21 protein-coding genes are annotated in these 19,362 nt (G+C 70.8%); 5 read left to right on the top strand and 16 right to left on the bottom strand.

All coding sequences use genetic code 11. The annotated features are described in order from the left end of the window. Window positions 1–4 precede the first annotated feature (4 nt). Window positions 5–316, top strand: a complete 312-nt coding sequence (locus tag KCH87_RS25395) for a DUF1330 domain-containing protein (RefSeq protein ID WP_210588547.1) — start codon at window positions 5–7, stop codon at window positions 314–316. On the opposite strand, the gene KCH87_RS25390 is transcribed toward KCH87_RS25395, so the two are convergent. Genes KCH87_RS25390 through KCH87_RS25380 form a run of 3 tightly spaced genes read right to left on the bottom strand, consistent with a single transcriptional unit; the run spans window position 302 to window position 2,228 of the window. After that, the gene (locus KCH87_RS25390) at window positions 302–1,120 is read right to left on the bottom strand and encodes an SDR family oxidoreductase (RefSeq protein ID WP_210588546.1); all 819 of its coding nucleotides are present in this window, start codon (window positions 1,118–1,120) and stop codon (window positions 302–304) included. The genes KCH87_RS25395 and KCH87_RS25390 overlap by 15 nt on opposite strands. Before the next feature lie 2 nt (window positions 1,121–1,122). After that, the gene (locus KCH87_RS25385; RefSeq protein ID WP_210588545.1) at window positions 1,123–1,578 is read right to left on the bottom strand and encodes a VOC family protein; all 456 of its coding nucleotides are present in this window, start codon (window positions 1,576–1,578) and stop codon (window positions 1,123–1,125) included. Then, window positions 1,575–2,228, bottom strand: coding sequence for a TetR/AcrR family transcriptional regulator (locus KCH87_RS25380; RefSeq protein WP_210588544.1), 654 nt, complete (start codon window positions 2,226–2,228; stop codon window positions 1,575–1,577). Before KCH87_RS25380 ends, KCH87_RS25385 begins: the two co-directional genes overlap by 4 nt. A 37-nt stretch (window positions 2,229–2,265) precedes the next feature. Here KCH87_RS25380 and KCH87_RS25375 point away from each other — a divergent pair, with 37 nt between their 5' ends. Both KCH87_RS25375 and KCH87_RS25370 read left to right on the top strand, forming a co-directional pair. Beyond that, the gene (locus KCH87_RS25375) at window positions 2,266–3,567 is read left to right on the top strand and encodes an acyl-CoA dehydrogenase family protein (RefSeq protein ID WP_210588543.1); all 1,302 of its coding nucleotides are present in this window, start codon (window positions 2,266–2,268) and stop codon (window positions 3,565–3,567) included. Continuing rightward, window positions 3,564–4,583 (top strand): phosphotransferase family protein, encoded by a 1,020-nt coding sequence (locus KCH87_RS25370; RefSeq protein ID WP_308298908.1) that lies wholly within the window; start codon window positions 3,564–3,566, stop codon window positions 4,581–4,583. The genes KCH87_RS25375 and KCH87_RS25370 overlap by 4 nt, the downstream gene beginning before the upstream one ends. Window positions 4,584–4,592: 9 nt before the next feature. On the opposite strand, the gene KCH87_RS25365 is transcribed toward KCH87_RS25370, so the two are convergent. Genes KCH87_RS25365 through KCH87_RS25305 form a run of 13 tightly spaced genes read right to left on the bottom strand, consistent with a single transcriptional unit; the run spans window position 4,593 to window position 18,089 of the window. Next, on the bottom strand, window positions 4,593–5,741 hold the full coding sequence (locus tag KCH87_RS25365) for an acyl-CoA dehydrogenase family protein (protein WP_210588542.1): 1,149 nt from the start codon (window positions 5,739–5,741) through the stop codon (window positions 4,593–4,595). Between the two features lie 12 nt (window positions 5,742–5,753). Further along, window positions 5,754–6,887 (bottom strand): thiolase family protein, encoded by a 1,134-nt coding sequence (locus tag KCH87_RS25360; RefSeq protein ID WP_210588541.1) that lies wholly within the window; start codon window positions 6,885–6,887, stop codon window positions 5,754–5,756. Further along, entirely contained in the window at window positions 6,872–7,696 is an 825-nt protein-coding gene (locus KCH87_RS25355; protein WP_210588540.1) for an enoyl-CoA hydratase/isomerase family protein, read from the bottom strand. The genes KCH87_RS25360 and KCH87_RS25355 overlap by 16 nt, the downstream gene beginning before the upstream one ends. After that, window positions 7,693–8,862, bottom strand: coding sequence for a CaiB/BaiF CoA-transferase family protein (locus KCH87_RS25350; protein WP_210588539.1), 1,170 nt, complete (start codon window positions 8,860–8,862; stop codon window positions 7,693–7,695). The genes KCH87_RS25355 and KCH87_RS25350 overlap by 4 nt, the downstream gene beginning before the upstream one ends. After that, a complete protein-coding gene (locus KCH87_RS25345) occupies window positions 8,862–9,629 on the bottom strand; it encodes an SDR family NAD(P)-dependent oxidoreductase (RefSeq protein ID WP_210588538.1) in 768 nt (255 codons plus the stop codon). The genes KCH87_RS25350 and KCH87_RS25345 overlap by 1 nt, the downstream gene beginning before the upstream one ends. Next, a complete protein-coding gene (locus KCH87_RS25340) occupies window positions 9,629–10,927 on the bottom strand; it encodes an amidohydrolase family protein (RefSeq protein ID WP_210588537.1) in 1,299 nt (432 codons plus the stop codon). Before KCH87_RS25340 ends, KCH87_RS25345 begins: the two co-directional genes overlap by 1 nt. A 27-nt stretch (window positions 10,928–10,954) precedes the next feature. Continuing rightward, window positions 10,955–11,272, bottom strand: a complete 318-nt coding sequence (locus KCH87_RS25335; RefSeq protein ID WP_210588536.1) for a hypothetical protein — start codon at window positions 11,270–11,272, stop codon at window positions 10,955–10,957. Continuing rightward, window positions 11,269–11,664 carry a hypothetical protein gene (locus KCH87_RS25330; protein WP_210588535.1) on the bottom strand — a complete coding sequence of 132 codons (396 nt, stop codon included), beginning with the start codon at window positions 11,662–11,664 and terminating at the stop codon, window positions 11,269–11,271. The genes KCH87_RS25335 and KCH87_RS25330 overlap by 4 nt, the downstream gene beginning before the upstream one ends. After that, a complete protein-coding gene (locus tag KCH87_RS25325; RefSeq protein ID WP_210588534.1) occupies window positions 11,661–12,368 on the bottom strand; it encodes an ABC transporter ATP-binding protein in 708 nt (235 codons plus the stop codon). Before KCH87_RS25325 ends, KCH87_RS25330 begins: the two co-directional genes overlap by 4 nt. Beyond that, window positions 12,365–13,078, bottom strand: a complete 714-nt coding sequence (locus KCH87_RS25320) for an ABC transporter ATP-binding protein (protein WP_210588533.1) — start codon at window positions 13,076–13,078, stop codon at window positions 12,365–12,367. Before KCH87_RS25320 ends, KCH87_RS25325 begins: the two co-directional genes overlap by 4 nt. Further along, window positions 13,059–15,170: an ABC transporter permease gene (locus KCH87_RS25315; protein ID WP_210588532.1), complete on the bottom strand. Its 2,112-nt coding sequence runs from the start codon at window positions 15,168–15,170 to the stop codon at window positions 13,059–13,061. Before KCH87_RS25315 ends, KCH87_RS25320 begins: the two co-directional genes overlap by 20 nt. Window positions 15,171–15,192: 22 nt before the next feature. After that, complete coding sequence (locus KCH87_RS25310) at window positions 15,193–16,578, bottom strand: ABC transporter substrate-binding protein (protein WP_308298907.1); 1,386 nt, start codon at window positions 16,576–16,578, stop codon at window positions 15,193–15,195. Window positions 16,579–16,634: 56 nt separating this feature from the next. Further along, the gene (locus tag KCH87_RS25305; RefSeq protein ID WP_210588531.1) at window positions 16,635–18,089 is read right to left on the bottom strand and encodes an aldehyde dehydrogenase family protein; all 1,455 of its coding nucleotides are present in this window, start codon (window positions 18,087–18,089) and stop codon (window positions 16,635–16,637) included. 147 nt (window positions 18,090–18,236) lie between these two features. Between KCH87_RS25305 and KCH87_RS25300 the strand changes: the two genes are divergently transcribed. After that, a complete protein-coding gene (locus KCH87_RS25300; RefSeq protein ID WP_210588530.1) occupies window positions 18,237–18,701 on the top strand; it encodes a pyridoxamine 5'-phosphate oxidase family protein in 465 nt (154 codons plus the stop codon). Between the two features lie 100 nt (window positions 18,702–18,801). Beyond that, on the top strand, window positions 18,802–19,338 hold the full coding sequence (locus tag KCH87_RS25295) for a carboxymuconolactone decarboxylase family protein (RefSeq protein ID WP_210588529.1): 537 nt from the start codon (window positions 18,802–18,804) through the stop codon (window positions 19,336–19,338). The last annotated feature ends 24 nt before the right edge of the window (window positions 19,339–19,362 follow it).

Genomic DNA, 19,362 nt, shown 5'->3' with positions numbered 1-19,362 from the left:
AGCCATGCCGAAGGCGTACGTCATCCTGACCGAGGCGGTCAGGGACCCGGCCGGCATGGCCGCCTACGGCCGGGCCGCCGCGTCCTCGATCGCCGAGGGCGGCGCCTCGGTCCTGGCCGTCGACGCACAGCCGCAGCTCCTCGAAGGCGAGTGGCACGGCGACCGGACCGTGGTCCTCGAATTCGCGTCGGTCGAGGCGGCCCGGGCCTGGTACGAGTCGGCCGCATACGAGAAGGCGAAGCCCCTGCGGCACGCGGCCGCCGACACCAACGCCGTCATCGTGACCGGTTTCGGAACACCGTCACGACCCGAGTGACAGCGCCGCCCGCACCCCGCCGTCCACGAGAACGTCGACCCCGGTGAGGAACGACGCGTCGTCCGACAGCAGGAAGGCGACGACGGCCGCGAGTTCGTCGGCACGACCCTCGCGGCCCAGCGCCGACCCCTCCACGAGCGCCTTCATGGAGGGGTGCTGCGCCGCCTCCTGCCGCCCCTGAGGCGTGGCGACGATGCCGGGCGACACCGAGCACACCCGGGCCCCGAGCCGCCCGACCCGCACCGCCTCCCGCTGTACGAAGCGGTGGACGCCGCGCTTGGCCCAGGTGTACGCCACGCCCGGGTCCTCGATGTCCGGCCCGACGGCGTCCCGAACACGGTCGAGGAACCGCTCGTCGAGGGGATCGGCGAGCGCCGCCTCGGCCGCGGGGTGGGGGCCGGTGTTCCCGAACAGGGCCGCCATCGAGGCGAAGCACACCATCGCCGTCCCCTGGGTGACGAGCGGACGCAGCGCCTCGGCCAGCATCGCCGTACCGACGAGGTCGACCCTGAGGATGCGGCGCCAGTCGGCCATGGTCGGCGAGATACCGGCGGCGTGGGCCACGGCCCTGAGCGTGCCGAGTTCTGCGGTGCGGGCGGCGAGCCGGGCAAGACCGTCGGCGTCGGTGATGTCGACGACGAACGGTTCGACGACCGCTCCGTGGCCGGCGGCCCCCAGGTCGTCGGCCGCGGCGTTCACGGTCTTCTCATCCAGGTCGACAAGGAGCAGCCGGTCGACTACGCCGGTCATCCTGCGTGCGCACTCCAGCCCCATCCCGCGGCCGGCACCGGTCGCGATCCCCACCTTCACGACGCTGTCCCTCCGGTCGTCCAGAACTGCTCCAGCACGGGGTGGAGTTCGCGGCTCACGAGCTCGATGCGGGGGCCGGTCCCGCTGCGGTGGAAGGCCCAGTACGGAGTGGAGTCCGGCCGTTTCCCGAGGGCTTCGAGGGCGGAACCCCGGCGTGCGAGTTCCGCCGAGTCGGCGGCCACGTCGTCCGACCAGTAACCCAGGTGATGCACACCGGAGTCGGCGGGCTGCCAGAGCGATCCGGGAACGCTCCTGACGAGCTCCAACCGGGGCGAGGTCGTCGAGTACACGGACCGGAGGTCCAGCACCGCGTCCCCGGCCGGCAGCGTCACCCGTACGGCAGCGCCCATCTCCGCGGACCACTCGTACCCGAACGACGCGGACAACTCGGCCGCCGCAGCCGAGAGATCGTCGACGACGAGACCCACATGGAACTGGTCGGCGGCCTTCATGGGCCCACCTCCTGATCGACGGTACGCAGCAGGAATCGCGTGATGTGGTCGACGTCGGCCGTTGTGGGCCGCTCCCGTCGCCACAGGTGGTCCGCCAGCCTGCCCACGGTGGCGTGGGCGGCCAGGGACGCGTCCAGGTCCGGGTTCTCGCTGCCGAGTTCGGCGTACGGCGCATGCAGCAGCGTCGCCAGCATGCCCGCGACCGACGGGGGTCCCGCGAGGAACCCCTCCGCCACGCTTCCCGCGTTCCACATCACGGCGAGCGTCGTCGCCGCGGTGTCGTCGTCCATGGCCTGGGAGAGCACGCCCTCGACCCAGCGGCGCACCTTGCCCTCGGGTGTGGGCTCCTTGGCCATCTGGTGCGCGAGGTAGCCGCAGAGCCGCTCGGCGCCGTCCTCCATGATCGCGGCGACCAGGGCGTCCTTGGACCGGAAGTGCCGGTAGAACGCCTCGTTCGACAAGCCGGCCGCCGCCACGATGTCGGCGACTCTCGGCCGTGACGCCGTACCGCAGTCACGCATCACCGCCCGCGCGGCATCGAGGAGCGCCCGCACCTCGCTCGCGTAGTGGGCTCCCTGGCTCTCCAGGGCCCGTTGCGCGATGCGGTCCGCAACGTCGTTCTGTGACAGGGGAATTGTGTTCTCCTTCATGAGAACGCTATTCTGACAGCCGCCGGAAGGAGACACAATGTCGTGGGACTTCGAAACCGAACCGGAATTCCAGGCACAGCTGGACTGGGCCGACCAGTTCGTGCGGGAGGAGGTCGAGCCCCTCGATCTCCTGTGGGACGGCCTACAGTTCACCCCGCCCGACGACAATCTCCGCCGGGTCCTCGACCCGCTCAAGAAGGAGGTGCGCGGCCACGGACTGTGGGCCACGCACCTCGGACCCGAACTCGGCGGTGAGGGGCACGGGCAGGTCAAGCTGTGCCTGCTCAACGAGATCCTCGGCCGCTCCTCATGGGCCCCGATCGTCTTCGGCTGCCAGGCCCCGGACACGGGCAACGCCGAGATCCTCGCCCACTACGGGACCCCGGAGCAGAAGGACCGCTATCTGCGCCCGCTGCTCGACGGGGAGATCTTCTCCTGCTACTCGATGACCGAGCCCCAGGCCGGCTCCGACCCCAAGGAGTTCACGACCCGGGCGGTACGGGACGGCGACTCGTGGGTCATCAACGGCTGGAAGTACTTCTCGTCGAACGCGAAGACCGCGGCCTTCTTCATCGTGATGGCGGTGACCGACCCGGACGGCGACCCGTACAAGAGCATGTCGATGCTCCTGGTCCCGGCCGACACCCCCGGCATCGTCATCGAGCGCAACGTCGCCCTGGCCCACGAACCCGGGAAAGAGGGCTCGCACGCGCTCGTCCACTACAAGGACGTACGGGTCCCGGCCGACGCGCTGCTCGGTGGTGCGGGCCAGGCGTTCGTGATCGCGCAGACCCGGCTGGGCGGCGGGCGGATCCACCACGCCATGCGGACGATCGGGCTGGCGCAGAAGGCCTTCGACATGATGTGCGAGCGCGCCCTGAGCCGCCACACACAGGGCGGTGTGCTCGCCGACAAGCAGTTCGTGCAGGGGCACATAGCCGACTCCTGGGCGCAGCTCACCCAGTTCCGGCTCACCGTGCTGCACACCGCCTGGAAGATCGACAAGCACAACGACTACCGCAAGGTCCGCAAGGACATCGCGATGGTCAAGGTGCTGCTGCCCGGTGTGCTGCACGACATCGCCCACCGCTCGATGCAGGTCCACGGCGCACTCGGGGTGAGCGGTGACATGCCGCTGTTCCGGATGCTGCTGGGCGCCAGTGTCCTCGGCATCGCCGACGGGCCGACCGAGGTGCACAAGGTCACGGTCGCCCGGCAGTTGCTGCGGGACTACAAGCCGAGCGACGACCTGTGGCCGAGCGAGTATCTGCCCAGGCGCCTCGACGCGGCGCGCGTCAAGTACGCCGAGTTCCTGGCGGACGAGGTGGGGCAGCGGTGATCGACGTCGAGCGGCTGGCCGCCTGGCTGGACGAGTCCGGGCTCCCCGGGAAGGGCGAGCCAGTCGAGCACCACTACATCTCGGGCGGCGCGCAGAACGAGATCTACGAGATCCGCCGCGGCGAGCTGCACTGCGCCCTGCGCATCCCGCCGGCCACCGCACCGGCCGCCCGTGACGAGGGCATCCTCCGCGAGTGGCGGATCACCGAGGCGCTGAACGGCACGGACGTCCCGCACACCGAGGCCGTCGCCGTCTGCACCGACACCGCCGTACTGGGCCGCACGTTCTACCTGATGGAGTTCGTCGACGGCTGGTCCCCGATGGGAACGGACGGCTGGCCGGCGCCGTTCGACGAGGACCTCACGGCCCGGCGGGGGCTGTCGTACCAACTGGCCGAGGGCATCGCCCTGCTGTCCCGGGTCGACTGGCGGGCCAAGGGACTGGGCGACCTCGGACGCCCCGACGGCTTCCACGAGCGCCAGGTCGACCGCTGGAGCCGCTATCTGGACCGGATCAAGGGCCGCGAGCTGCCCGGTTTCGACGTCGCCGCCGCCTGGCTGCGCGCCCACCGGCCGCTGGACTACGTCACCGGCCTGATGCACGGCGACTACCAGTTCGCCAACGTGATGTACCGCCACGGCGCCCCGGCCCGGCTGGCCGCCATCGTCGACTGGGAGATGGGCACCGTAGGCGACCCCAAGCTGGACCTGGCCTGGATGCTCCGCGGCTGGCCCGAGGACACCGACGCCCCGGAGGCGGCCACCACCCTGTACGTCGACCTGACGGGCATGCCGTCACGCGATCAGCTCGTCCAGCACTATGCCGAGGTGTCGGGCCGCCAGGTCGACGACATGGACTACTACGACGTCCTCGCCCAGTGGAAACTGGCCGTCGTCCTCGAACAGGGCTTCCAGCGCGCAGGGGACAACGAGAAGTTGCAGGCCTTCGGGCCGCTGGTGCTGCAACTCATGAGGGGCGCGGCGGAGTTGGCGGAGACGACCCGGTACGGGACGTGACCGCCGGGCTCACAGCCCCAGCGACTTGGCGATGATGACCTTCATGACCTCGCTCGTGCCCGCGTAGATGCGGGTGATGCGCGCGTCCGCGTACAGCCGGGATACGGGGTACTCCGCCATATAGCCGTAGCCGCCGAAGAGTTGCAGGCAGCGGTCGACGGCGCGGGCCTGCATCTCGGTGCAGAACAGCTTCACCTTGGCGGCGTCGGCGCCCGCCAGTTCGCCGTCGACGAGGTCGAGGACCGCGCGGTCGAGCATGGCCTGCGCGGCCTCGATCTCGGCGGCGACGGCGGCGAGTTCGAACTTCGTGTTCTGGAAGGACGCCACCGGCTTCCCGAAGACCTCGCGCTCCTTGACGTACTCGATCGTCGTCTCCAGAGCGGCCCGCGCCTGCGCGACCGAGCCGACCGCGACGGTCATCCGCTCCTGCGGCAGGTTGTGGCCGAGGTAACCGAAGGCCGCCCCCTCCTCCCCCAGCCGGTTGGCCACCGGTACGCGTACGTCGTCGAAGGCCAGCTCCACCGTGTCCTGCACCTTGATGCCCATCTTGTCGAGGACGCGCCCCCTGGTGAACCCGGGCATGCCGTCCTCGACGACCAGCAGGGTCAGGCCGGCGCGCCGGTTGCCGGGATCGCTCGACGTACGGGCGACCACGATCACCAGATCGGCGAGCAGGCCACCGGTGATGAACGTCTTGGCACCGCTCAGGACGTACGTCTCCCCGTCGCGCACGGCGGTGGTGCGGATACCGGCGAGGTCGGAGCCCGTGCCGGGTTCGGTCATGGCGACGGCGGTGAGCAGCTTGCCCGCCGCGAGGCCGGGGAACCAGCGCCGGCGCTGCGCCTCGTCGGCGTAGGAGAGGAAGTACGGCAGGACGACGTCGAGTTGGGTACGGACGGTGCCGAGGGTGACGAGGGCGCGGGCTGCCTCTTCCTGGAGGACGACGTTGTAGCGGTAGTCGTCGAGTCCGGCTCCTCCGTACGCCTCGGGGAGGGCCATGCCCAACAGGCCCAGGGAGCCGAGCTGTTCGAAGAGCGGGCGGGGCAGACGGCCGGCCCGTTCCCAGGAGGCGTAGTTCGGGACCACCTCCTTGGCCACGAACTCCCTTACCAGCTTGCGGAATTCCTCGTGATCGGCGGTGAAGACCTCTCTGCGCACGATGCCCCCGGTTCACACAGCGAGTTCGACGAGCGTGGCGTTGGCGGTGCCGCCGCCCTCGCACATGGTCTGGAGGCCGTAGCGGAGGCCGTGGCCACGCATGTGGTGGATCATGCGGGTCATCAGGACGGCACCCGAGGCGCCGAGCGGATGGCCGAGTGCGATGGCGCCGCCGAGGGGGTTGAGACGCGCCGGGTCGGCTCCCGTCTCGGCCAGCCAGGCCAGCGGTACGGGCGCGAAGGCCTCGTTCACCTCGAAGACGCCGATCTCGGCGAGACCGACACCCGTCCGGCGGAGCAACCGCTCGGTCGCGGGGATCGGGCCGGTGAGCATCAGGACCGGGTCGGCGCCGGTGACCACGCCCGCGCGATAGCGGACGATCGGGGTGAGCCCCAACTCCCGTGCCTTTTCAGGTGTGGTGACGAGGAGCGCGGCCGCGCCGTCCGAGATCTGGGAGGCGTTGCCCGCGTGGATCACGCCGTCGTCGAGGAAGGCCGGCTTGAGGGCGGAGAGCTTCTCGGCCGTGGTGCCCCGCCGTACGCCCTCGTCGGCCGTCACCCCGAAGACGGGCACGATCTGCGCGTCGAAGGCGCCGTCGTCCTGGGCCGCGGCGGCCCGCTCATGGGACACGACGGCGAACTCGTCCAACTGCGTCCGCGTGAAACCCCACTTCTGCGCGATCTTCTCGGCGGACACACCCTGGTTGAAGGAGAACCCGTCGTAGCGGGCGAGGACTTGGGGCCCGTACGGCGTTCCGGTCGCCCGCGCCGCGCCCAGCGGCACCCGGCTCATGACCTCCACGCCGCCCGCGACAACGACGTCCTGCTGCCCCGACATGACCGCCTGCGCGGCGAAGTCGAGGGCCTGCTGGCCGGACCCGCACGCCCGGTTGACCGTGGTTCCGGGGATGTGCTCCGGCCAGCCCGCGGCGAGGACGGAGTAGCGGCCGATGTTGCCCGACTGGTCCCCGACCTGGGAGACACAGCCCCACACCACGTCGTCCACGAGCGCCGGATCGATGCCGGTACGGCGGACCAGCTCGGTGAGGACCACGGCGGAGAGGTCGGCCGCGTGCATTCCGGCGAGGCCGCCGTTGCGTTTGCCGACCGGCGTGCGGACGGCCTCGACGATCACTGCTTCACGCATGACGTGTCCTTGGGTGCCTTGGAAGGGGGCTGTCGGTGCCGGTCGCCGGTGAAGTGCGGCTCGCGTTTCTCGACGAACGCGGCGTACGCCTCGGGTACGTCCGTCGTCGCGAAGTTGACCGCCTGTGCGCTGGCCTCGGCGGCGAGGGCCTCGCGCAAGCTGCGGCCGGAACTCTCGTGGAGCAGCGCCTTGGTCTGCGCGAGGGCGACGGGCGGGCCGGCTGCCAGGCGGGCGGCCAGATCGGTGACGTAGGCGTCGATCCGCTCGTCCGGGACCACCCAGGTCACCAGGTGCAGTGACCGCGCCTCCTCGGCGTCGATCGTCTCGGCAAGGAGGGCGAGCCGTTTCGCCTGTTGCAGTCCGACGAGCTTCGGCAGCAGCCAGGTGCCGCCGCAGTCCGGGGACAGTCCGCGGCGGGCGAAGATCTGCGAGAAACGCGCCCCGGGCGTGGCCACGACCAGATCGCAGCCGAGCGCGAGGTTCCAGCCCGCGCCGACGGCCACCCCGGTGACCTTGGCGACGGTGGGGAGCGGGAGTTCGTGCAGCAGCAGGGTGACGTCGTTCAGGTCACGCATCTTTGTCAGCGGGTCCCTGGTGTCGTCGGCCCTGATGTCGGCGCCGGAGCTGAAGGCTCCCCCGGCGCCGGTGAGGACGAGGGCGCGTACGTCGTCGTTCGCTGCCTCGGTGAGGGCGTGCCGCAGTGCTGCCCACAGCTCGGCGTCGATCGCGTTCCTGCGGTGCGGACGGTTCAGGGTCAGAGTCCGTACCCCCTGCGTGTCGCCGGCCAGCAGTACGGGCTCGTCGGTCACCCGCTCCTCCCCCGCAACTCCACGATCTCCCCGTCGGTGAGGCCGAGTTCGGCCAGGACCTTGTCGGTGTGCTCACCGAGTCCGGGCACGGCGCCCATCGGCGGGTCGTACCCGGAGATGACCGGCGGGGGCAGCAGCGCCGGGACCGGTCCGGCCGGGGTGGCGATGGAGCGCCAGCGGTCGCGCGCCTTGAGGTGGGGGTGGTCCAGGACGTCGCCGGGCGTGTTGTAGCGGGCGTTGCCGATGCCCGCCTCGTCCGCGCGCCGCTGCACATACGCCAGGTCGTGCCGGGCGCACCATTCCCCGATCTCCGCGTCCAGCAGATCACGGTGTTCGACACGGCCCGGGTTGGTCCGCAGGCGTTCGTCGTCCGCCAGGTCCGGGCGCCCCAGCAGATCACGGGCCAGGCGCTGCCATTCCCGGTCGTTGGTGGTGCCGAGGACAGCCGTCTGTCCGTCGGCGGTGCGGTAGGCACCGTACGGTGCCACGGCCGGCGAGCCCATGCCGCGCGGCTGCTGGTCCACTCCCGAGTGGCGGGTGTAGGTGAGCGCGTACCCCATCAGCTCGGTCATGGTGTCGAACAGGCTCACCGCGACCGCGCGCCGCTCCCCCGCGAACAGCAGCGCCACGATGGACAGCGCGGCATACAGGCCGGTGCTCGCGTCCGCCATGGGCGGGCCCGGCTTGGCCGGGGCGCCCGGGTGGCCCGTGATCGCACAGGCGCCGGACTCGGCCTGGACGAGCAGGTCGTAGGCCCGCTTGTGGGAGAGCGGGCCGCCCTGTCCGTAGCCGTCGATCTCCACGGCGATCAGGTCGGGATGACTTCTCGCCAGGTCGTCGGGGGCGATGCCGAGCCTGGCGGTGGTGCCGGGGGTGAGGTTGGAGACGAGGACGTCGGCGCGGTCGAGCAGAAGGTGCAGGGCACGCATGCCTGCCTCGGACTTCAGGTCGAGGGCCACCGACTCCTTGCCGCGGTTGACCCACACGAAGTGCGCGGCGAGGCCGTTCACCACGTCGTCGATGTGGCGGGCCGAGTCGCCGCCGTCCGGGTTCTCCACCTTGATCACCCGGGCCCCGAGGTCGCACAGGGCCCGGGTGCACAGGGGCGCGGAGACGGCCTGTTCCAGGGCGACGACGGTGACGCCCGCCAGCGGAGCTCCGGGCATCACATCACCAGGCCGCCGTCGACCGGCAGCACCTGGCCGGTGACGAAGGAGGCGGCGTCCGAGGCGAGGAACACGAAGGCGCCCGCGACCTCGTCGGGCTCGGCCCAGCGGCCCAGCGGGATGCGGGCGAGCATGCCGGCCGCGAACTTCTCGTTCGTACGGATGGTCTCCGTCATGGGGGTCGCGGCCAGCGGCGCCAGGGCGTTGACCTTGATCTGTCTCCGGGCCAGCTCTCTGGCCAGGGACTTCGTCATGCCGATGACCGCTGCCTTGGCGGCCGAGTAGTTCACCTGGCCGAGGGTGCCGGTGAGGCCCGCCGAGGAGGTGACGTTGATGATGCGGCCGGTGCCGTCGGTCGGCAGGAACGGCAGTGCGGCCTGGGAGCAGGTGAAGGTGCCCAGCACATGGACGTCGAGGAGCCGGCGGAAGCTCTCCTCCTGGAGGTCCGCGAACATCGCCGGCGCGGTCACGCCGGCGTTGTTCACCAGCACGTGCAAGGTCCCCTCGGCCAGGGCCGCCGCGCGCGACACGGCGGCGTCGGCGGCGGCCCGGTCCTGTACGTCCAGCGGTGCGCTGTCCGCCGTACCGCCCGCCGCCGTGATCTTCCCGGCGACGGTCGCGGCGGCCGCACCGTCGACGTCCGTGACGAGGACGGCCGCGCCCGCCCGCGCGAGGGCGTGGGCGACGGCGGCACCGATGCCGCCCGCGGCGCCGGTGACCAGCGCCGACCGTCCTGTCAGGTCGAACAGCCCGTTCTCGTACGCCATTACCTGCCCGCCGCGGCGACGGCCGCGCGCGCCCGGGCGCGGAAGGCCTCCAGCTTGTCCACCGGCTCCTTCAGCTGCCGGCTGCGGGAGCGGATGCTGACGTCGTGTCCCTCGGCCGCCTTGCGCAGCGCGCCCACCGTGGCCTGCTCGCGCGGGATGTGGGCGAAGGGGTCGAACGAGTACCAGCGCATCGCGTTCTCGTAGCTCATCTTCGCGATGTCCGAATCCGGCACGGCGCAGTCGGTGAGGACGTCGTGCAGCTGCTCGGGGGCGTCCGGCCACAGGGAGTCGCTGTGCGGGTAGTCGCCCTCCCAGCAGATGTTGTCGATGCCGATCTCGTTGCGCAGCCGCACCCCGAGCCTGTCGGTGATGAAGCAGGTCAGGAAGTGCTCGCGGAACACCTCGCTGGGCAGCTTGCCGCCGAAGTCCTGGAGGGTCCAGGTGGAGTGCATCTCGAAGGTGCGGTCGACCCGCTCCAGGAAGTACGGGATCCAGCCCGTGCCGCCCTCCGACAGGGCGACCTTCAGGTCGGGGTACTCCTTGATGGTCCTCGACCACAGGAGGTCGGCCGCGGCCTGGACCAGGTTGATCGGCTGAAGCGTGATCATCACGTCGGGCGGCGAGTCGACGGCCGGGATGGCGAGCCGGCCGGAGGAGCCGATGTGCACCGACAGGACCGTGTCGGTGTCGCACGCCGCCTGCCACACCGGGTTCCAGTACGGGTCGTGGAAGCTCGGGTAGCCGAGGGCGGCGGGGTTCTCCGGGAACGTCATGGAGTGGCAGCCCTTGGCGGACACGCGCCGTATCTCGGCGGCGCAGAGTTCGGCGTCCCAGATCGCGGGCAGCGCCATCGGGATGAACCGTCCCGGGTACGCCCCGCACCACTCGTCGATGTGCCAGTCGTTGTACGCGCGCACCAGGGCGAGCGAGAAGTCGGCGTCCTCGGTGGCGAACATGCGGGCCGAGAAGCCGGGGAAGGACGGGAAGTTCATCTGGGCCAGGACCCCGCCCGCGTTCATGTCCTTGATGCGTTCGTGGACGTCGTAGCAGCCGGGCCGGATCTCGTCCATGCCCTGCGGGTCCAGGCCGTACTCCTCCTTGGGGCGGCCGGCGACCGCGTTGAGCGCGGCGTTGCCGACGGTGTTGTCCCGGAACTGCCAGACGTCGCTGCCGTCCTCGCGGTGGACGAGTTTGGGTGCGTCGTCCAGGTACTGCTTGGGCAGGTGGTGCACGAAGATGTCCGGCGGCTCGATGATGTGGTCGTCGACGCTGATCAGGATCAAGTCGTTCTTGTTCATGCGAAGTCCCTTCAGTCACACGTCGGTTCAGTCGGAGGCGGGGAGGGGTTTGGCGGCCTTCAGGGTCATGGGGGCGCCGTCGCAGGCGAGTTCCCCGGTACCGGCCGCGGTGCAGAGCAGTTCGAGCGTCCCGTCGGCGTCGACGTAACGCTTGCCGAGGAGGGTGACCGGGTCGGCGTCCGTCGCGGGCGCGGGCGGTGCGGTTGCGGCGGGCACCATCGGCCTGTCTCCGCAGGTGATCGTCGGCTGCCGGTCGGCGGGGGCGCGGACGACGACCACGCGGGTGGTGGACGCCGTGTCGGCGAGCTGGTCACCCGGGCGCAGCGTCCGTGCTGGTGAGGTCATTGCTGGGGGTCCCTTTCACGCAGGCGGTCGGCGAGCACGGCGAGGTCGTAGGACTGGCGGGCCATCCAGAACCGCAGGAAGCCGGTGAGCGAGTAGCGCAGGAACAGTGCGGCGCCCACGACGCTCACGGCGATCCCGCCGAGGCCGAGGGCGAGGCCGTCGCGCTGGTCGAGGGGGTTCTGGGTGTTGTGTGTGACGAAGTACGCCGACAGCCCCAGCACCAGGCCGACGGCCATCAACGTGACGCCGAGGCGCAGCCACAGGCCGGCCCGCGCGGCGGCCGGGTCGGGGATCTTGAGCTCCCCCAGCTCGCGGACGAAACGGTCCGCGCGCGATTCGGCGGCGGACGTCAGGTCCGGTTCCACGTCCGCGCGTGGCTCGGTCGGTGTCATACGGAACTCCCCAGGTAGAGGGCGGACAGTTCGTCGCGGAGTCCGGCGTCGGGACGGCCCTGCCGTTCGATTCGGCCGCGTACGAGGACGGCGGCGTGGTCGGCGATGCCGAGGACGGCGGACGCGAACTGCTCGACGACCAGCACCGCCACGCCCTGCCGGGCGATCTCGGCGACCTGCTCGTAGAGCCGGGCGACGACCAGCGGGGCCAGGCCCATGGACAGTTCGTCGAGGAGCAGGACGGCCGGGTCGGTGGCCAGGCCGCGGGCGAGGGCGAGCATCTGCTGTTCGCCGCCGGAGAGCGTGCCGGCCGCCTGCGCCGCGCGGTGGGCGAGGGCGGGGAAGCGCTTGAAGGCGGTCTCCTCGATCTCCTCGCGGGTGCGGCCCGTGAAGGTCATCATCAGGAGGTTGTCGCGGACCGAAAGGTTGGGGAACACGCCGCGTCCCTCGGGGATGAGGCAGACGCCGGCCCGGGCGAGGTCCCGGGGATCCGCGCCGGTCATGTCCCGCCCGCCGAGCAGGAGTTGACCGGACTGGGCCGGGTGGATCCCCGCGGCGACCCGCAGCGCGGTCGTCTTGCCGGCGCCGTTCGGGCCGAGCAGCGCCACCACCTGCCCCGCCGCGACGCTCAGGTCCACGCCGTGCAGGACGGTGATGCCCTCGTGGGCGGCGCGTACGGCGCGCAGTTCGAGCAGCGGGTTCACGCGATGTCTCCCAGGTAGGCGGCCAGCACGGTCTCGTCGTTGCGGATGACGTCGGGCGGTCCCACGGCGATGACCTTGCCCAGGTCCAGCACGTACACCTGGTCGCACACGCCCATCACCAGGCCCATGTCGTGTTCGACCAGGACGACGGCCGTCCCGTCGTCGGCCAGCGAGCGCAGCAGGGCCGCGAACCGCTCGGTCTCCTCGCCGTCCTGACCGGCGGCGGGCTCGTCGAGCAGCAGCAGCGCGGGCCGTACGGCGAGTGCGCGCCCGACCTCGACCAGGCGGGCGACGCCGGTGGGCAGGGTGTCGGCGGAGCTGTCGGCGATGCCGGTCAGGCCGAGCCGTTCGAGGATGTCGTCCGCGACCTGCCCCGCGCGCCGCCGCTCCGGGCCGAGTTCCGCGGCCACGAGCAGATTGTCGCGAACGCTCAACCGGCCGAAGAGCTCCAGGCGTTGGAAGGTGCGGGCCAGTCCGTGCCGGCAGCGGCGGGCGGGTCCGAGGCGGGTGACATCCCGGCCGTCCAGCACGACCCGCCCCGCCGACGGCCTGCGCAGCCCGGACACGACGTCGAACAGGGTGCTCTTTCCGGCCCCGTTGGGCCCGATCAGCCCGGTGACCCGGCCCCCTTCCGCACTCAGACCCGCACCGTCCAACGCACGATTGCCGCCGAACGCGACCGTCACCCCGCTAACTTCCAGCAGTGCCACGGGCCAGCACCTCCTCGTCCGACGCACGCCAGGGGCGCCGTATGCCCCGCCACTCGACCGGGACGTCCGGTTCGGTCTTCGGGGCCTGCCGTGCGGCCGCGTACCGGCGCAGCGCGAGGCCCACCACCAGCGAACCGACCAGCAGCGTCCAGCCGTTGATCACGTCCGCCAGCCTCAGCACCCAGCCGAGTGCCAGCGCGCCGAGCAGCACGGGCAGGGCGATCCGGTCGCGTCCGAGGGGCTCCCAGTCGCGCCGGAACCGGGAGACGATTCCCTCGGGGCTGTGGCCGAGGCCCATCCCGGCGAGCGCCGGCAGTGCGCTGACGACGTTCTGCGTCCAGGAGGCCAGGCCGATCAGGACGTTCGGCCCGACGAAGGCGGTCCCGGCGAACAGGCCGTTGCCCACCGCGCCGAGGCCGCCGATCACCGCGACCAGGAAGATCGGGAGCCCGGCGACGAGGTTGAACTGCTCGGCGGTGATGGACTGTTGCTGCATCCCGTACAGCGCGCCGCCGAGCCCGGCGATCCCGGCAGACAGCGCGAACACGGCCACCTTGGCGGCCAGGAGGTTGCCGCCGAGCGTGGCGTACGCCGCCTCGCTGTCCCTGAGCGCGATCAGCCGCCGTCCGAAGCCGCTGCGCCTCAGCCAGGCGACCGCGAGCGAGGCGAGAGCGAGGCACACCGCGGCGAGCACCATCAGCTCCGCGGCGGAGTCCAGTCCCAGTCCGAGGATCCGCGGCCCCGCCATCTCCACCGACCCCTGGTCGAACAGCGCGATCCGCACGCCGAGCACCTCGAACGACGGGAGTGTGAAGATCCACCGGTCGAGCACGACGGCGACCGCCGCTGTCCCCAGGGCCAGATACACGCCGGAGAACCGCAGCGCGGGGAGCGCGATGAGCGCCCCGGCCGCACCCGCCACCGCGATGGCGGCGGCGAGTGCCCACCACTCGCCGTGTGCGCCGAGGTGCCCCCAGACGACGGCGCCGATCCCGGCCATGCTCAGCTGGCACAGGGAGATCTGGCCCGCGTACCCGGCCAGGGGGACGTACGACAGTGCGACGATGCCGAGCGAGAAGATCGGCCCGTAGGTGATGAGGTCGGCCTCGCCGAGCACCGTCGCGAGCAGCACGCCGAAGGTGACGGTCGACAGCGCGAAGACCACCGTGCCCCGCATCGTCGGCGCCGGGACCTGGACCAGGCGCCGGTCTCGGCCCCGCAGCCGTGGCTGGCGGAACAGGAGCAGGGCCAGGAACAGCAGCAGGGCGGGTGCGGCGAGGCGCAGGCCCGGCAGGTACGGGTTCTGCGGGAGGTAGCCGGTGAGGTAGCTCTCCAGGCAGCCGACGACGATCGCGCCCGCGAAGGTCAGCGGCAGGCTGCGCAGCCTGCCGAAGACGGCCGCGGTGTAGGCGCTGACGATCAGCAGGGAGAGCTGGGAGGCGTCGAGGGCGACGGTCGGGGCGATCAGGATGCCGCCGATCGCGGCGAGTTGGGTGCCGAGGATCCAGGCGACGCGGCTGGCCCGGACCGGGTCGGCGCCGGTGAGCTGGACGAGGGAACGGTCGTCGACCGTGGCCCGCATCTCCGCACCGGTGCGGGTGCGGTTCAGCAGGAACCACAAACCCGCCGCGACCGCCACGGCGACGGCCATGGTGAGGGCCTGGTGCCAGGTGACCGTGGCCGGTCCGAGGTCGATGGCCGGCCGGTCCGCGAAGAAGGCCCGCAGTGGCCGGGGCACGTTGGGGTCCCAGATCCAGCGTGCGGCGGCGATGGCGCCGCTCAGCAGCGCCACCGTCATCACCAGGCGTTCGGCCTCGCCGAGCCGCTGCACGGGCCGCATCAGGACCCGTTCGACGGCAAGGCCGAACCCCGGGGCGAGCACCAGCAGCACCACGGCCAGGGCCACCGGGACCGGCCAGCCCCAGCCGACGGTGAACTGCCAGTAGCAGAACGCCGCCAGCATGCCCGCCGCACCGTGCGCGAAGTTGAACACGCCGGTGGTGACATAGGTGAGCACCAGTCCGCTGCCGATCACGGCGTAGATGGCGGCGGTGCTCAGGCCGACGATCCCGAAGGTGAGGAACTGCTCCATCAGCTCACATCACTTCACTTGATCACTTGACGTCGCTCATGGTCTTGCCGACGTCGGCGAGGGTGAGGGGCTTGCCGTAATCGCCCTTGAACTTGTAGACCGGCGCGTCGCACCGGTAGGCGCCCTGGTTGGGCTCGAAGTCGGCGGGCTCCCAGCCCTTGGACGTGGCCTTCTCGATGTTGAAGCAGTTCAGCGGCGCGTCTTCCTCGGTCAGGTCGACGGGGGCCAGGAGGCCGCCGCCCGTCCACGCGGACTCCTTGCGGGCCGCCTCGTACGCACAGGTGCGGGTGAGGTTGTCGCCGCAGCTCGCCGCCGACTTGGCGAACAGCAGCCAGGAGGCGAAGCCGCGCACCGCGGGCAGGGTGACCTGTGCCTCGGGGGCGTACTTCTTGAAGAGGTCGACGACCTGCTCGGTCGCGGGGTTGTCGGCGGCCTTCTCCAGCGGGTGGACCCCGCTCAGGTCGGCCAGATTGTTCTGGAAGTCCAGGGATTTACCGGCGAGTTGACTGAAGGCCGGGCCGTAGGCGTTGTTGTTGGCGTCGATCCAGTCGAGCTTGTAGTCGATGCTGGTCAGTACCTGTTCGAGCTTGGACAGGCTCCCGAAGTCGCCGAGGAACACCAGGCCCTTGACGCCCTTGCTCTTGATGGACTGGGCGTACGGGGTCCAGTCCGACACGCCCTGCGCCGGGTAGAGGTCGTTGTAGGTGATCTTCGCTCCGGCGGCCTTGAGGCTCTCCTCGGCCCGGGCGTTGATGACCTTGCTGACCGCGGCGTCGCCCGCGATGGTGCCGACGGCATCCGCCGACTCCGGGTAGGCCTCCTTGATCAGCCACTCGTAGTAGCCCGCGTAGCGGTCGTAGGACGAGCCGCCCGTCGCGTCGACCTGGAGGTCCGAGCCCTGGTTCTGGATCTGGCTCACCTGCGCGGGGAAGTCGGGCAGCAGACAGGTCAGCCGGTCCTTGACACCGAGGGCGTCGAAGGCCGCGCCGCCTCCGACGAGGGCGAAGTCCTCCTTGCACGCCTCCAGCATGCGCTGGCGGACCTCCATCAGCTTCGAGTCGCGGGTGGTGGCCTCCAGCTTGCGGCCGTTGATTCCGCCGGCCGCGTTGCACCAGGAGGTGAACACCTTCGCGGCGTCCACGAACTCGGACTTCTTGGTGAATCCCACGTCGGAGAAGACCCCGAGCTTGATCGAGTCGGCGGTGACACCCTGGGCGGACGCGCTCTTCGCGTCGCCGGGTCCGCAGACGTCCTTCAGATCGCCGAAGTCACCCGACGCCGCCTGCCCGGCGGCCTTGGTCGCGGTGCCCTCGCCGTCGGACTCGGCGGTGTCGTCATGGCTGCCGCACCCGGCGACGACGAGCAGAGCGGCCGCCGCCAGGGCGGCGGGGATTGTCTGGATTCTCACGGGGTTGCCTCCTGTGTGCCGTCCCCGAATGGCTGGTAGGTCCCAGCGGGCGCGCGTTATTTCTCCGCGACGCCGAAGGTCTTGAGCTCAAGGAATTCCTCCAGCCCCGCCACACCCATCTCCCGGCCGATGCCGGACTGCTTGAAGCCTCCGAACGGAGAGTCGGGGCCGAAGAAGAGGCCCCCGTTGATGCTGAAGCTCCCGCTGCGGATCCGCCGGGCGACGGCGATCGCGCGCTCGTCGTCGGCGCTGAGCACCGCGCCGGACAGCCCGTACATCGAGTCGTTGGCGATCCGGACGGCGCCGTCCTCGTCGTCGTACGGGATGACCACCAGGACCGGGCCGAAGATCTCCTCCTGGGCGATCTCGGAGCGCGGGTCGACGTCGGCGAGCAGCGTCGGCGCGTAGAAGTAGCCCTCGCGGTCGACGGGCCGGCCGCCGGTCACCAGCCGGGCTCCGTCGGCGACGGCGCGTTCGACCAGTCCGTGCACCTTGGCCCGCTGCCGTTCGCTGATCAGCGGCCCCATATGGGTGGCCGGATCGGCGGGATCGCCGTAGGCCACCCGGCCGAGCATGGCCGTGACCAGCTGGACCGCCTCGTCGTGGCGCTCGCGCGGGACCAGGAGGCGCGAGGTGATCCCGCAGCCCTGGCCCGCGTGGGTGCAGACGGTGAACGCCGCCATCATCGCGGCCTGGGTGAAGTCGGCGTCGTCCAGCACGAGCATGGCCGACTTGCCGCCGAGTTCCAGGAACACCCGCTTCAGCGTGGCGGACGCGGCCGCCATCACCGCCCGGCCGACCGGGGTCGACCCGGTGAAGGTGATCATGTCGATGCCGGGGTGGGTGGTGAGCAGTTCGCCGGTCCCGGTTCCGGACGAGGTGAGTACGTTGACGACGCCGGCGGGGATGTCGGTCTCCTCGGCGATGATCCTGCCGAGCGCCAGCGTGGTCCACGGGGTGTCGGGCGCTCCCTTGAGGACGACGGTGCAGCCGGCGGCGAGCGCGGGGGCGAGTTTGGCGAGGGCCAGCTGGTTGGGGAAGTTGTACGGGAGGATGGCCGCGACCACTCCCGCCGCCTCCTTCTCCACCCACCTGCGGTGCCGCCGCCCGCGGCTCTCCTGGATCGGCAGTTCCTCACGGAAGTCGTAGCCTTCGAGGAGATCGGCGTACCACTTGACGATTTCGATCGGCTCGTCGAGCTGCGACCCATGGGTCAGCGAGCGGGGCGCACCCACCTCCGCGATGGTCAGTTCCCGCAGCTCCTCGCGATGCCTGAGCAGCGCCTCGTAGAGCTGACGCAGACAGCGCAGCCGCAGGTCGCCGTCGCGCATCCAGTCGGTCGTGTCGAACGCCCGGCGGGCGGCGGCGACCGCAGCCTCCGCATGGGCCGCCTCCGCGTCGGACGCCGTCCCCAGCACCTTCCCGGTGGACGGATCGACGGTCTCGAAGGTGCGGTCGGTGCGCACCAGTTCTCCGTCGATCAACAGCCGGTCCTCATGGAAAAGACTCACGGCTCCCCATCTCTCTGGAAGTCACAGATGCGGCTCTCGGGACCTGCTTGCCACGGCCTTGCCTGCGGTGGAAAGTAGCTTCTCGCTAGATGAGAAGCAACCATTCGCACAGGAGAATTAGGCATTCATACGAGAGCGGGAGGAATCATGCCCGGTCAACGCAGGGGCACCAAGATCGCCATGACCGACGAGGAACGGCACGCCTTCCTGAAGACCCAGCCGGTCTGCCGGGTCGCGACCGTCGGCCCGGACGGACACCCGCACACCAGCGCGCTCTGGTTCGTCTGGGACGGCTCCGCATTGTGGCTCAACTCCCTGACAAAAAGCCGACGATGGGCTGACATCGGCCGAAGTCACAGGATCAGCGTGATCGTCGACGACGGCGGCTTCGACTTCCTGCGGCTGCGCGGCGTCGAGCTGCTGGGCAGCGCCCGCACCGTCGGCGAGGCGCCGCGCACGGGTGAGCCGCACGACGAACTGACCGCCCCCGAACGCCTCTTCGCCGACAAGTACATGCGCGGCGGTGCCTTCCGGTACGACGGCCGGCACGGCTGGCTCAGCCTGACCCCGGAGACGATCGTGAGCTGGGACTTCACCAAGCTGCGCACCTGACGGTTGACGTGACGGCGCACGGGATGGAAATCTGAGGCCCATTCACTGAGAATGTCATTCTCATCTCTGTCATTCTCGCCTCTACGACAGGAGTCACGGCATGACCCCGCGCCTGCCGCCACTGCCGGACGAGCAATGGGACGACCACACGCGCGACGCGCTGGCCGGCCTGCTCCCGAAGGGGCTGCGCAATGCGCGGGGCGCCGGCAACGCGATGGCCACGCTGGTCCGCCACCCCGAGCTGACCAAGGCCTTCCTCCCCCTCAGTACGCACGTACTCTTCCGCTCGACGCTGCCGCCCCGGCTGCGCGAACTGGCGACGCTACGGGTGGCGAGCCGCCGGAACTGCGCGTACGAGTGGGCCCATCACGTGCGGATGGCGCGGGAGGCCGGGCTGACGGAGGCCGAGATCGAGGCCGCGGGCCGGGGCAAGGCGGTCGATCCGCTGGACGGCGCGGTGCTCGACGCCGTCGGCGAACTCGAGGATGACTCGACCCTCTCGGACCGCACCTGGGCCACGCTCGGCGAGCACCTCGACGAACGGCAGCGGATGGACCTGGTGTTCACAATCGGGGCGTACGGCGTGCTGGCGATGGCCTTCAACACGTTCGGCGTGCAGCCCGATCCCGACGAGTAGCACGCATCTGTGGAAGGGAGCGGT

The organism is Streptomyces sp. GESEQ-35 (genome assembly GCF_017948485.1).
In the GTDB taxonomy this organism is placed as follows: Bacteria; Actinomycetota; Actinomycetes; order Streptomycetales; family Streptomycetaceae; genus Streptomyces.
Note: the sequence above shows the minus strand (reverse complement) of the source record. Positions and strands in the feature narration are given on the sequence as shown.

Excerpts from the sequence above, each read along its gene's own strand:
- KCH87_RS25330 (WP_210588535.1), bottom strand. The coding sequence starts at position 11,664 with ATGACACCGACCGAGCCACGCGCGGACGTGGAACCGGACCTGACGTCC.
- KCH87_RS25315 (WP_210588532.1), bottom strand. The coding sequence starts at position 15,170 with ATGGAGCAGTTCCTCACCTTCGGGATCGTCGGCCTGAGCACCGCCGCC.
- KCH87_RS25340 (WP_210588537.1), bottom strand. The coding sequence starts at position 10,927 with ATGAACAAGAACGACTTGATCCTGATCAGCGTCGACGACCACATCATC.
- KCH87_RS25335 (WP_210588536.1), bottom strand. The coding sequence starts at position 11,272 with ATGACCTCACCAGCACGGACGCTGCGCCCGGGTGACCAGCTCGCCGAC.
- KCH87_RS25380 (WP_210588544.1), bottom strand. The coding sequence starts at position 2,228 with ATGAAGGAGAACACAATTCCCCTGTCACAGAACGACGTTGCGGACCGC.
- KCH87_RS25350 (WP_210588539.1), bottom strand. The coding sequence starts at position 8,862 with ATGCCCGGAGCTCCGCTGGCGGGCGTCACCGTCGTCGCCCTGGAACAG.
- KCH87_RS25385 (WP_210588545.1), bottom strand. The coding sequence starts at position 1,578 with ATGAAGGCCGCCGACCAGTTCCATGTGGGTCTCGTCGTCGACGATCTC.
- KCH87_RS25360 (WP_210588541.1), bottom strand. The coding sequence starts at position 6,887 with ATGCGTGAAGCAGTGATCGTCGAGGCCGTCCGCACGCCGGTCGGCAAA.
- KCH87_RS25345 (WP_210588538.1), bottom strand. The coding sequence starts at position 9,629 with ATGGCGTACGAGAACGGGCTGTTCGACCTGACAGGACGGTCGGCGCTG.
- KCH87_RS25395 (WP_210588547.1), top strand. The coding sequence starts at position 5 with ATGCCGAAGGCGTACGTCATCCTGACCGAGGCGGTCAGGGACCCGGCC.
- KCH87_RS25375 (WP_210588543.1), top strand. The coding sequence starts at position 2,266 with ATGTCGTGGGACTTCGAAACCGAACCGGAATTCCAGGCACAGCTGGAC.
- KCH87_RS25295 (WP_210588529.1), top strand. The coding sequence starts at position 18,802 with ATGACCCCGCGCCTGCCGCCACTGCCGGACGAGCAATGGGACGACCAC.
- KCH87_RS25300 (WP_210588530.1), top strand. The coding sequence starts at position 18,237 with ATGCCCGGTCAACGCAGGGGCACCAAGATCGCCATGACCGACGAGGAA.